4 protein-coding genes and 1 pseudogene are annotated in these 12,999 nt (G+C 72.3%); all 5 read right to left on the bottom strand.

The genetic code is table 11. The features are described 5' to 3' along the window. Positions 1 to 113: 113 nt before the first annotated feature. Entirely contained in the window at positions 114 to 836 is a 723-nt protein-coding gene (gene fhuF / locus Atro_RS14500; protein WP_497923332.1) for a siderophore-iron reductase FhuF, read from the bottom strand. After that, complete coding sequence (locus tag Atro_RS14495; RefSeq protein WP_497923330.1) at positions 837 to 2,141, bottom strand: lysine N(6)-hydroxylase/L-ornithine N(5)-oxygenase family protein; 1,305 nt, start codon at positions 2,139 to 2,141, stop codon at positions 837 to 839. A gap of 139 nt (positions 2,142 to 2,280) precedes the next feature. Continuing rightward, positions 2,281 to 5,478, bottom strand: coding sequence for a TonB-dependent siderophore receptor (locus Atro_RS14490; RefSeq protein WP_497923328.1), 3,198 nt, complete (start codon positions 5,476 to 5,478; stop codon positions 2,281 to 2,283). Positions 5,479 to 5,797: 319 nt separating this feature from the next. Beyond that, positions 5,798 to 11,203, bottom strand: a complete 5,406-nt coding sequence (locus Atro_RS14485; protein WP_497923326.1) for an amino acid adenylation domain-containing protein — start codon at positions 11,201 to 11,203, stop codon at positions 5,798 to 5,800. Beyond that, a pseudogene (locus Atro_RS14480) lies at positions 11,200 to 12,945 on the bottom strand (amino acid adenylation domain-containing protein); the annotation flags it as partial. The pseudogene Atro_RS14480 and the gene Atro_RS14485, both read right to left, overlap by 4 nt. Positions 12,946 to 12,999: the final 54 nt, after the last annotated feature.

The raw sequence follows: 12,999 nt of genomic DNA, 5'->3' as shown, positions 1-12,999 counted from the left end.
AACGGCGGAAAAGCGCTGCGCGCGTTTTCCACGGGGTGGCCATCCACCCTACACCCGGCTGCGGGCTCCGTAGGGCGGGAAACGGCCGCAGGCCTTTCCCACCACCGGCGCCCTCATGGCCGTAAATCGCGCCGCGGACAATCGTCGCAGAGCGGCAGGCCGAGGCGGTCGAGGATGCAGCACTGGCGGCGCTGCCGGCGCGGCGGCCGGCCGGTGCCCTGGGCCAGGTAGCGAACCGGCTCGAACAGCGGGTTGCGCGTGCCGTCCGGGCGCAGGGGGGCAGCCAGCAGGGCGCGGCCGTCGGCCAGCCGGGCGGCGGGCTGCGGCAGGGCCTCGAGCTGGCCGAGGAACCAGTCGAAGTAGTCGCCGGCATTGCCCCAGAACAGCCGCGGCGCCGCCTTGGTATGCGCGGCGAGGCTCTGGATCAGCGGCTGCAGGTGCTCGTCGAGCAGCCCGGCGAAGCGCGCGAAGGGATCGGGCGGGTTCGTCCAGACCGCGCCGGCGTGCAGCAGCTTGAAAGCTTCGGGCAGGCCGTCGGCGCCGGGCACGATCTGGACGTCGTCGAGCGCCAGCGGCAGGTGCCGGTCGAGGATCAGGCTCGCAGCCAGCACCGGCGGCAGCAGCCGGCGGAAGTAGTATTTCGACCACAGCGACAGCCGCGCGCGCGGGTCGCCGCCGGCGTGTTCGGGGGCGAAGCGCGCCAGCTGTGCGTCGAGCTGCGCGGCAGACAGGAAGACGCGCGCCGGCACGCCGGCGCGCGGGTCGTCGGCCAGGGTCAGCACCTCGCGGTAAGCGGCGAAGGCGCCCTGGAACAGGGGAGCGAGCGGCTCGATCACTCAGGCACAGGCCGCCTGCGGCTGGCGGCAGGCCTCCAGCAGCGCGTCGGCCACCTCCTGGGAGCGCACCGCGACCACCGACAGCAGGGTGTCGCTGAGCCCGTGGCTGTCCTCGCAGCAGCCCTGCAGGAAGACGTTCGGCTGGAAGCCGGCGCGGGTCGGCAGGCGGTAGCTGCGCTCCAGCCCGGCGTCCTTGTGCAGGTGCCGCTCGATGCCTTCCAGCAGGCGCCAGTGGGCGTCGCGGCGGTAGCCGGTGGCGAGCACCAGCAGGTCGAACGCATGCTGCTCCTCGCTGCCGTTCTGGGTGTCGCGCAGGCTCAGGCGCAGGCCGTCGGCGCCGGGCGTCACCGCCTGGACCTGCCGGTTGGCAAGCAGGCGGCGCTGCTCGGAACCGGTCACCTTCTGCTGGTAGAGGTCCTGGTAGATGCTCTCGATCAGGTCCAGGTTGACCACCGAATAGTTGGTGTGGCTGAGCGAGCGGATCAGCTGCTGGCGGGCGGCCTGCGGCTGGCGGTAGACCACGTCGGTGAAGGCCGGGTCGAAGATCTCGTTGACGAAGGGGCTGTCGTCCGCCGGGCGCATCGCCTGGGCGCGCATCACCAGGCTGATCTCGGCCTGCGGGTAGCGACCGGCCAGGTCGGTGTAGAGTTCCGCCGCGCTCTGCCCGGAGCCGAGCACCGCCACCCGGTAGCGGCCCTCGCGCTCGGGGCAGCACTGGCCGATGCGTTCCAGGTACTGCGAGGAATGGATCAGTCGCGGCTCGCCCCGCAGGCCGGCGAACAGCTCGGGAATCGCCGCCTGGGCGCCGATGCCGACCACCAGGTTGCGGGTCAGCCGGGTGCGCGTGCGGCCGTCGGCCAGCTTGGAGACCACCCGCAGGCGCTGCACCTCGCCACGCTCCTCGACGCCCTCCACGGCGACCACCTGCTCGCCGTAATGCACGCGCTCGTCGAAGTGCGCGGCGGCCCAGCGCAGGTAGTCGTTGTACTCGATGCGCGACGGGTTGACGGAGCCGAGGTTGATGAAGGGCAGCAGGCGCTGTTTGGCGTGCAGGTAGCTGACGAAGGTGAAACGGCTCGCCGGGTTGCGCAGGGTCGCCAGGTCCTTGAGGTAGGAGATCTGCATGCGGCTGTTCTCCAGCAGCATGCCGCCGTGCCATTCGAAGGCCGGCTTGCTGTCCAGGAAGCAGTAGCGCAGACCGGACTCGCGGGTCCTGGTGTCCTCCTCCAGGGCAATGGCGATGGCCAGGTTGGCCGGGCCGAAGCCCACGCCGATCACGTCGTATTCCAGCGTTTCTATGCTCATGTGCACTCTCGTTCCTGTCGTCTGTGACATTCCAAGGGGGCTGCCGGGCCGCGCGGCGGGCGCGGGGGAGCCGGGTCCCTGCCTGACCTCATCAGTGGTGGTGGCCGCGTCGAGCGCGACTCGCGTTGTTAAAACGTGCTCACGCCAGCCGGCAGCGGGCGAAGAAGGCCTCGCGCTCCAGCAGCATCAGGGCGGCGCGCTTGTGCGGGAAATCGAACTCCTTGAGCCGGGCGAAGCCCAGGGCCTGGAGGTGCTGGATCATCCGCGCGTTGTCGGCGCGCGGCTCGCAGACGATGCGCCGGGTGCGCGGCTCGTCGAGGAACAGGTAGTGGACCAGCGCGCCGAGCCAGGCGGCGACCTTGTGCGGGCCGCGGTGGCGGTCCTCGCCGACCAGCATGTGGATGCCGCGGTCGTAGTCGTCGACCGCGTAGAAGGGCGCGATGCGGTCCTCCTTGGCCCAGTAGGCCTCGTAGTAGGCGAAGGGCTCGTCGTCGAAGGCGCCGATCAGGGTCAGCACCCGCGGGTCGGCGGCCAGTTCCTCCAGGTAGCGGCGGTGCTGCGCCAGGTCGCCCTGCTCCTGCCAGAAGGCGGCCACCCGCGGATGGTTCTGCCAGCGGTTGAAGCGCGCCAGGTCCGTCTCGACGTCGAGGCTGCGCAGCGCCACCCAGGCGCCGAGGCGGGCGTCGAAGCGCCGGTAGACCTCGCCCCGCGGCTTGGGCGGACGGCGCGGATGGCGCCGCCCGGAGGCGTGCAGGCACGGCTGCTCGGGATAGCCGGCGCTGCGCCGGCCGCGCTGCCAGAGCCCCGGCAGTTGCCAGAAGGCGGCGCGCTCGATGACCGGCACCCCGTCGTCGAGGCGGAGCAGGCCGCTCTCCAGCAGCGCTTCCGGCACGCCGTCGGGCAGGGCCAGCGCCAGGCGCTGGCAGTCGGGCTCGCGGCTGAAGCGCCAGTAGGCCAGCGCCTGCAGGGCGAATTCCGGCTCGGCCAGCACCTCGCAGTGCAGCGGCCCGTCGGCGCCCTCCAGGCGCAGCAGCGGCGCGCCGTCGAGCAGCAGCAGGCTGCCCGCGGCGGACAGCCGCCGGCCGTCGGGCAAAGGCAGTTCGGCGTTACCAGGAATAGCTGAGAGAGGCTGTGACATTGCGGCGGTTCCATACCAGCAGTAGTAATCACAGGTGGCGACGAACTTCTTGTCGGTCACGTTGGTGGCGTTGAGCTGCAGCTTGACGGCGTCCCAGCTGTAGCTGGCCATGGCGTCGTAGAGGGTGTAGGACGGGACTTCCATGGTCTCGGTGTTGTCGCCCCAGCTGTTGCCGGTGTAGCGCGCGCCGCCACCCAGGGCGAGGCCGTCCAGCGGGCCGCCCCGGAAGGTGTAGACCGCCCACAGCGAGGCCATGCGGTCGGCGACCTGCGAGGGCGTCTTGCCGCGTTCGTTGGCGCGCACCGACTTGGTGGTCTCGGCGTCGAGGTAGGTCATCGAGCCGGTCAGGCTCAGGCGCTCGGTGACGTTGGCCACCGCCTCGAACTCGATGCCCTTGGTGCGCACCTCGCCCAGCTGGGTCTGGATGCCGCCGGCGGTGTTCTTGCGCACGTTGCTCTGGGTCAGCTCGAACACCGCGAGGTTGAAGGAGCCGTCGAAGCCGGGCGGCTGGTACTTGAGGCCGGCCTCCCACTGTTCGCCCTCCTCCGGCTCGAAGGGGTCGCCGGTGCGGCCGTTGACCTCGGCGACCGGCAGGAAGAACTCCGAGTAGCTGACGTAGGGGGTCAGGCCGTTGTCGAACAGGTAGGCCAGCCCGGCGTTCCAGGTGAACTCCTCGTCGCGGACGTTCTTGTCCACCCCGGTGGTGCGGTTGTCGATGTCGGCGCGCGACTTGTCGTAGCGCCCGCCGAGCAGCAGCACCCAGCGGTCATCGAACTTGACCTGCTCCTGCAGGTAGAGGCCGAGCTGGTCGAAGCGGGTGCGAAAATCCTGCAGGTCGGCGTCGGTCACCGACTGCAGGCTGTAGTTGACCAGGCTGACCCGGCCGCCGTAGCTGGGGTTGTAGATGTCGATGGGGCTGAGCACCAGCGGGTCGCTGGCGTAGTCCTTGTCGTCGATGTCGAGCTTCTGGTAGTCGAGGCCCATCAGCAGGGTGCTCTTCAGGCGGTCGCCTTCCCACTTGTAGACCACGCGGTTGTCCACCGAGATCGAGTCGGACTGGCCGTCGGCGTTGCTCAGCCCGCGCATCAGCTGGCGGCGGGTGGGGTCGGCGCCGGGCAGCAGATCGTTCAGGTAGCCGGCGCTGTACATCTGCCGCAGCTCCAGGTCCATGTGCCCGTAGCGCAGGTTCTGCTGGAACGACCAGGCGTCGTTGAAGCGGTGGCTGAACTCGTAGCCGAAGCTGTACTGGTGGCGCTCGAACTTCTCGTAGCTCGGGTCGCCCACCGCGTCCTCGTCGTCGATCTGCCCGTTGGCGGCGCCGTGCTCCAGGCTGCCCTCGGCGGGCAGGAACTGCAGCATCGGGTCGGACTTGTCGCGATCCAGGCTGGCGCGCAGGGTCAGCGAGGTGTCGTCGGTGAAGTTGAAGGTCAGCGTCGGCGCGAACAGCAGGCGCTCGGCGTTGACGTGGTCGACCTGGGTGCCGTTGTCGCGACTGAGCGCGGTGATCCGGTAGAGGATGCGCCCCTCGTCGTCCAGCGGGCCGCCCATGTCCAGAGTCATCTGCTTGTGGTCGTAGCTGCCGTACTGCACGCCGACCTCGCCGAAGGCGGTGGAAGGCGCCCGCTTGCTGACCAGGTTGATCGCCCCGCCCGGCGGGTTCTGGCCGTAGAGCACCGAGGAGGCGCCCTTGAGCACCTCGACCCGCTCGAGCAGGAAGGGGTCGATCTGCCAGCTGAAGAAGCCGGAGGAATGCACCCGGTTGCCGTCGCGGTAGAGGCCGTTGTTGGCCTGCTTGAAGCCGCGGATGATGAACCAGTCCTGCTTGTTGTCCTCGCCGAAGTAGCCGGCCTGCACGCCGGCGGTGTAGCGCAGGGCGTCGCTGACGCTGACCACCTTGCGGTCGCGCATCTGCTGCTCGGTGGTGATCGACACCGAGCGCGGGATCTCGTTGAGCGGCGTGTCGGTCTTGGTCGCGGACAGGGTGCGCTTGGCGGTGTAGCCGGTGTCCGGACCGACCGGGCTGTCGGCCTTGTCGACCACCGAGACCTGCTCCAGTTGCAGCACGCCCTTGTCCTCCTCGTCCTCCTCGACGGCGCCGGCCGGCAGGGCGCCCGCGCCCAGCGCGCAGAGCAGCGCCACGGCCAGACGCCTTCGGGCGAAGGGAGCGGACCGCCCCCGTGGATGATGCGACAACCTCATGCTCCTAACTCCCCACAACCCATAAATAAGAAGGCTTCTTGTTTGCATCCAGGCCTGCCTGTAAAGACGGATCGGGTCGGGGAAAATTTAGGAATTTCCGGTAAAAGATTGTTTCATTGCCGCAACCGATTGATCTGCAAGGGAATAAAAGCGCGCAGCGGGTAGCCCGCAGGGTGGATGGCCACCCCGTGGAAAACTCGCGCAGCGATTTTCCAGCGTGGCCGCGGCCATGGCGGGAAAGGCCTGCGGCCGTTTCCCACCCTACGCAGACATGGCCGCCCCTATCCCCTCACCCCGTAGGGCGGGTAACCGCGCAGCGTTACCCGCCAACGGCAGCGGCGCTGCCGCCCCTACCCCTGCAGGCTGTCCAGCACCTGCGCCAGTCCGGCGAACACCTCGGCGGTGCGGACGATGCCCAGGTGGTCGGTGTCGACGATCCGCTCGCCGGCCGGCTCGCCCAGCGCCCGGCGCAGCCCGGCGCGCAGCAGCTCGGCGCGCCCCGGCGGCTGCGCCGCCCACCAGCAGTGCGGGCGCACCGAAACCGCCGGCAGCCGGTAGCCGGCGCACAGCCGGCGCAGGTGCTGCTCGACCGCCCAGGCGAACAGCAGCTCCTCCAGGCTCTGCCGGCCAGGGCGTCCAGCGGCTGCGCGGCCAGCCAGGCGCGGCCGGCCGCCGGCCAGTCGAGCGGCGTCAGGGGTGCGAGCCGCTCCAGCAGATCGTCCGGCGCCGCCAGCTCCGGCAGCAGCAGGCGCAGATGCCCGGCGAAACGCGCCCGCGCCTCGGGATGGCGGGCGTCGTCTTCGGCGATCTCGGTGCCCGGCACGTAGCAGTCGAGCAGGCCGAGGAAGGCCACCGTCTCGCCGCGCGCCTCCAGCCGCGCGGCCAGCTCCAGCGCCAGGCTGCCGCCCAGCGACCAGCCGAGCAGCCGGTACGGCCCCTGCGGCTGTTCGGCGAGCAGCGCCGCCAGGTAGGCGTCGGCCAGCGCCGCGAGGCTCGCGTCGCGCCACTGCGGGTCGAGGAAGCTGCGGCACTGCAGGCCCAGCAGGTGGTGCCGGCCCTCCAGCGCCGCGGCCAGCGGCTGGTAGCCGGTGACCCGGCCGGTGACCGGATGCAGGCAGAACAGCGGCGTACCCGGCGCCGGCCGGCGCGACAGGCGCACCAGCGGCGAAGGCCCGGCGGCGCCCGCGCCGGCGAGGGCGTCGAGCAGCGCCAGCAGTTCGGCGCGGAAGGCCTCGGCCAGCGCGCGGACGTCCGCCTCGGCGTAGTGGCCGGCGGCGTATTCCCAGGCCAGCGCCAGCGCGCCGTCGAAGATCTGCCCGTTGACGGCCAGAAGGCTGCCCAGCGGATTGTCGGGCGCCTGCTGGGCGCCGCCGCCCTCCAGCGGGCGGAACCAGCCGTCCGCCTCGCCGGCGTACTGGCCGAGGTAGTTGAAGGTCAGCTGCGCCGGCGGCAGCGCGGCCAGGGCGGCGCGCGCCTCGGGCGTGCCGAGCCAGCGCAGCGCGCCGTAGCCGACGCCGCCATGCGGCACCTGGCGCAGCCCGGCGAGCACCTGCTCCAGCTGTTCGAGCGGGCCACCGGCCGCCGGCAGGCGCAGCGGGTAGAGGCTGGTGAACCAGCCGACCGTGCGGCTCGGGTCGAGCCCTTCGGCCAGCGGCTCGCGGCCGTGGCCTTCGAGATCGACGCGCAGCGCCGGTTCGCCGCACCAGGCGCAGTAGGCGCGGGTCAGGGCGGCGAGTAGCAGCGCGTCAAGGCGCCCGCCGGCCGCGCCGCCGAGCAGGCGCTGCGTGGTCGCGCGGTCGAAGGCCAGGCGCAGGCTGCGGCGCTCGGCGAAGGTCGCCCGCGGCGCCGGCCGCTCCGGCGCCGGGCCGGCCAGTCGCGAGCACCAGAGATCCAGCTCGCGGCGCGCCGCCTCGCCGCTCGCCCAGCGCTGCAGGTGCTCGGCCCAGGCCTTGAAGGAGCAGGTCCGCGCCGGCAGCGCGACGCCCTGCCCCGCCGCCAGCTGCCGGTAGGCGGCCAGCAGGTCCTCCAGCAGGATGCGCCAGGACACCCCGTCCACCGCCAGATGGTGGATGGCCAGCAGCAGGCGGTCCGGCTGTCCGTGCTGGCGCAGGTAGAGCGCGCGCAGCAGCGGGCCTTCGTGCAGGTCCAGGCTGCGCTGGGCCGCTTCGCAGAAGGCTTCGGCCTCGCCGGCATCGACGGCTTCGCGCCGCCAGAGCAGCGCGTGGCGCTCGTCCAGCGCCCCGTACCACTGGCGCCAGACGCCATCCTCCGCGGCGAAACGCAGGCGCAGCGCGTCGTGGTGCGCCACCAGCGCCTGCAGGGCCTGTTCGAGCCGGTCGGGATCGAGCGGGCGCTGCAGCTCCAGCCACAGCGACTGGTTCCAGTGCGCCGGCACGGCCTGGCCGAGGGCGAAGAAATGCGCCTGGATCGGCGTCAGCGGCACGGCGCCCTCGGCCGGCCCGCTGTCGACGGCCTGGGCTGCCGGCGGACACGCCACGCCGGCCAGCTCGGCCAGGCGCTGATGCTGGAACAGGTCGCGCGGCGTCAGCGCCAGCCCCTGCTGGCGCGCACGGCCGACCACCTGCAACGCGACGATGGAGTCGCCGCCCAGCTCGAAAAAGCGGTCGTTGCGCCCGACCCGCGGCAGGCCCAAGAGCTGCGCCCAGATTTCCGCCAGAATCCGTTCGCTGTCGCCCTGCGGCGCCTGATAGTCGTCCCGCGCCTGCCACTGCGGCTCGGGCAAGGCGGCACGGTCCAGCTTGCCCGCCGGGGTCAGCGGCAGGCGCTCCAGCAGCATCAGCTGCGCGGGGACCATGTAGTCCGGCAGCGCCTCGGCCAGTTGGCGGCGGATTTCGAGCGGATCGAGCGGGCCGCGCGGCACCAGGTAGCCGACCAGTTGCTTGCCGCTGGGGGTTTCTCTTGCAACGACGGCCGCCTCGGCCACCGACGGATCGGCCATCAGGCGGCTCTCGATCTCGCCCAGCTCGATGCGGAAACCACGGATCTTCACCTGCTGGTCGAGCCGCCCCAGGTAGTCCAGCGCGCCGTCGTCGCGCCAGCGCACCAGGTCGCCGGTGCGGTACATGCGCTCGCCGGGGGCACCGAACGGATCGGGCAGGAAGCGCTCGGCGGTCAGCTCGGGGCGCTGGTGATAACCCCGCGCCAGGCCCACCTCGCCGCCGATGTACAGCTCGCCGGCCACCCCGAGCGGCAGCGGGTTGAGCTCGGCATCCAAGACGTACAGCCGGCGCGGGCCGACCGGGGTGCCGATGGGGGCGTAGGCGGCGTCCAGGTCGGTATCCGGGAAGGCCTCCCAGATCAGCGGGGTCACCACCGTCTCGGTGGGGCCGTAGCCGTTGACGATGCGTTTCGGCTGCAGCACCCGCTGCAACCGCTCGTAGGTCTCGCGGGTGAAGGCCTCGCCGCCCAGGGTCCAGGAGCGTACCGGCAAGGTCAGTTGCTGGGACTCGATCCAGTCCAGCAGCTGGCCGACGTAGCTGGGCGGGAAGCAGGCGATGGTCACGCCCTCCTTTTGCAGCACCGCGCAGGTCTGTTCGGCGCTCCACAGCTCTTGGTCGCGAATCACCAGCCGGCTGCCGAAGGCCAGCGGCACCGCCCAGCGCTCGACCGCGCCGTCGAAGCTGATCGAGGCGAAGTGCAGCTCCACATCGTCCGGGGTCATGCCGTAGCGCTGGCCGATGGTCTGCACGTGCATGGACAGCCCCGCGTGGTTGACCGCCACGCCCTTGGGCCGGCCGGTGGAGCCGGAGGTGTAGATCAGGTAGGCGAGGTTCAGCGGGTGAATAGTCACCGCCAGCGGTTCGGCGCTGTAGTTGCCGGTATCGAGCAGGTCCAGGCAGAGCGCCTCGACGCCCTCGCCCAGCGGCAGCCGGCCGCGCAGGGCCGAGGTGGTGATCAGCCATTTCAGCCCGGAATCCTCGGCCATGTAGGCCAGGCGTTCGCGGGGATAGTCGGGATCGAGCGGCACGAAGGCGCCGCCGGCCTTGAGGATCGCCAGCAGGCCCTCGATCATCGCCGTGCCGCGCTCCAGACAGAGGCCGACCCGCGCCTCCGGGCCGACGCCGCAGGCGATCAGGTGGCGGGCCAGGCGGTTGGCGCGGGCTTCCAGCGCGGCGTAGGTCATGCGCGTCGCGCCGTGGACCAGGGCGATGGCATCCGGGCGCCGGCGGGCCTGTTCGGCGATCAGCTCGGGCAGCAGGCGGGCGGGGTCGTGGGACTGGCGGCAGGCGTTCCAGGCTTCCAGTTGCGCCCGGTCATGCGCGTCGAGCAGGTCCAGCTGCGCCAGCGGCCGGTCGAGGGACTCGCCCAGGCGTTCGAGCAGGCCGGCGAAGTGGCCGGCCATGCGCGTCACCAGGCTACCGTCGAGCCGCTCGCGGGCATGGGTGAACACCAGGCGCAGCGCGCCGTCGGCGCCTTCCTCGCTGTCCAGCGCCAGGTCGAAGATGGCGTGCGGCACCGGCTGCTCCAGCGGCGTCAGGCGCAGGCCGGGCAGTTCGTGCAGCGCGCCGAGGTCGCGGCGCTGGTGGTTGAACAGCACCTGGAACAGCGGCGTCTGCCCAGGGTTGCGCACGGGGGCCAGGGCCTCGACCAGCCGGTCGAACGGCAGGTCCTGGTGCTCCTGGGCCTCCAGGGCGCGCCGGCGCACCTGGCCGAGCAGGTCGCGGAAAGACTCCTGCGGGCGCAGCTCGGCGCGCAGCACCTGGGTGTTGACGAAGAAGCCGATCAGCGGGGCGATCTCCGCCCGCTGGCGGTTGGCCACCGGCACGCCGACGCGGATGTCGCACTGCCCGCTGTAGCGCGCCAGCAGCAGCTGAAAGGCGGCCAGCAGCAGCTGGAAGAGGGTCGCGCCCTCGCCTCTGGCCAGCGCGCCGAGGCGTGCGGCCAGCGCGGCGGGAATCGCCCGCACGATACGCGCGGCGCTGCGCCCGGCGCCGCCGTCCCGGCGGTACGGCAGGGCCAGCGGCGGCTGCTCGCCGCCCAGCCGCTCGCGCCAGTAGGCGAGCTGGCGCTCGCCTTCGCCGGCCTCCAGCCAGGCGCGCTGCCAGAGGGCGAAATCGGCGTACTGGATCGGCAGGGGCGCGAGCACCGGCGCCCGACCCTGCTGCAGCGCGGCGTAGGCACCGGCCAGCTCGGCGGCGAACACGCCGATCGACCAGCCGTCGGAGACGATGTGGTGGGTGACGATCTGCAGCCGCCAGCGCGCCGCGTCGAGGCGCAGCAGCTGCACCCGCAGCAGCGGGCCGCCGGCCAGGTCGAAGGGCCGCGCGGCATGCGCGTCGGCCAGTTCCTCGAGGCGCTGCGGCGCGCCGCGCAGGTCGTGTTCCTCCAGGGCCGGCGGCCGCGGCGGGTCGACGACCTGCCAGGGCGCGCCGGCGGCCTCGACGAAGCGCGTGCGCAGCGCCTCGTGGCGCTCGACGATCAACGCCAGCGCGCCGAGCAGGGCCGCACGGTCCAGCGTGCCGTCGAGGGCGAAGGCGCCGACCATGTGGTAGGCACTGCTCTCCGGCTCCACCTGGGCGGCCAGCCACAGCCGGCGCTGCGCGTGGGAGGCCGGCAGGCGTTCGCCGCGCGGCGCCGGCACCAGCGGCAGCAGTTCGAAGCGGATGCCCTTGGCCTTCAGCAGTTCGAGAAAGCGCTTCTGCTCGGCCGCGCCGAGGGCCAAAAAACGCCGCGCCAGCGCGGCCTTGTCGATCGGATTGCTCACAGTGCCTCCAGCTCGTCGAGCAGCGCCGCCATCTCCTGCAGCGCCCCGTCCTCGCCCCCGGCGCCGGCCGGCGCCTGCGGCGCCAGCGACTCGGCCAGGGCGGCGAGGCTGTCCAGTTCGAAGAAGGCGCGCAGCGGCACCTCCAGGTCCAGGCGCTGGCGCAGCAGGGCGACCGCCCGGGTGGCCAGCAGCGAATGCCCGCCCAGCTCGAAGAAGTTGTCGTCGAGGCCGACCTGCGGCACTTCCAACAGCTCCGCCCAGATCGCCGCCAGGGCCTGCTCCAGCGCGCTCTGCGGCGCGCGGTAGCTACGCGTCTGCCAGTGCGGCTCGGGCAGCGCGCGGCGCTCCAGCTTGCCGTTGGGCGACAGCGGCATGCGCGCCAGGCGCACCAGCGCCGCCGGCACCATGTGCTCGGGCAGCGCCGCCTTGAGCGCGGCCTTCAGCCCGGCCAGCCAGGCGGCCTCGTCGGCAGGCTCGCCGTCGGCGACCAGATAGCCGACCAGCTGCTTGCCGATCTGCGTGTCGCGGGCCACCACCACGGCCTCGGCGACCCCGGCCCGGGCGGCGAGCAGCGCCTCGATCTCGCCCAGCTCGACGCGGAAGCCGCGTATCTTCACCTGATGGTCGATGCGCCCCAGGTAGTCGACCGCGCCGTCCTCGCGCCAGCGCGCCAGGTCGCCGGTGCGGTACATGCGCGCGCCGGGCGGGCCGAAGGGGTCGGGCAGGAAGCGCTCGGCGGTCAGCGCCGGGCGCCGGTGGTAGCCGCGCGCCAGGCCGATGCCGGCCAGGTACAGCTCGCCCGGCACGCCCACCGGCACGCGCTGGAGCTGGCCGTCGAGGATGTGCAGGCGCAGGTTGGCGATCGGCCGGCCGATCGGCACCGCCGCCCGCCCCTCGTCGACGCAGGTCCAGTGGCTGACGTCGATGGCCGCCTCGGTCGGGCCGTAGAGGTTGTGCAGGGCGACGCCCGGCAGACGCTGGAACGCCCGCGTCTGCAGCTCGACCGGCAGCGCCTCGCCGCTGCAGAGGATGCGCGTCAGGCTCGTGCAGGCCTCGATCCCCGGATGGGCGACGAAGGCCTGCAGCATCGAGGGCACGAAGTGCAGGGTGGTGATCCGGTGCCGGTCGATCAGCTCGACCAGCTTCTGCGGGTCGCGGTGGTCGCCCGGCGCGGCGATGGCCAGGCAGGCGCCGGTCATCAGCGGCCAGAAGAACTCCCAGACCGAGACGTCGAAGCTGAACGGGGTCTTCTGCAGCACGCAGTCGCCGGGGCCGATGCGGTAGGCCTCCTGCATCCACAGCAGGCGGTTGGCCAGGGCCGCGTGGCTGTTGCCGGCGCCCTTGGGCTGGCCGGTGGAGCCGGAGGTGTAGATGACATAGGCCAGGTCGTCCGGCTGCAGGACGACGTCCGGCGGCGTGGCCGGCTCGGCGCTGCAGTCTTCCGTGTCCAGGCAGAGCACGGCGAGGCCTGCGGGCAGCGGCAGGCCGTCGAGCAGCCGGCTGTGGCCGAGCAGCAGGGCGATGCCGGAGTCCTCGAGCAGATAGGCCAGGCGCTCGGCCGGGTAGTCCGGGTCGAGCGGCACGTAGGCGCCGCCGGCGCGGACGATGGCGTGCAGGCCGAGCACCAGCTCCACCGAGCGCTCCAGGCTGATGCCGACCGGCACGCCGGGGCCGACGCCGCGGGCGCGCAGGCGCCGGGCCAGGCGGTTGATCGCGGCGTCCAGCTCGGCGTAGCTGAGCCGGCGCGCGCCGAAGGCCAACGCCGGGGCGTCCGGGGTGGCCGCGGCCTGGCGGGC

The sequence above is a fragment of the Azotobacter tropicalis genome, assembly GCF_059739045.1.
Note: the sequence above shows the minus strand (reverse complement) of the source record. Positions and strands in the feature narration are given on the sequence as shown.

Excerpts from the sequence above, each read along its gene's own strand:
- Atro_RS14495 (WP_497923330.1), bottom strand. The coding sequence starts at position 2,141 with ATGAGCATAGAAACGCTGGAATACGACGTGATCGGCGTGGGCTTCGGC.
- Atro_RS14490 (WP_497923328.1), bottom strand. The coding sequence starts at position 5,478 with ATGAGGTTGTCGCATCATCCACGGGGGCGGTCCGCTCCCTTCGCCCGA.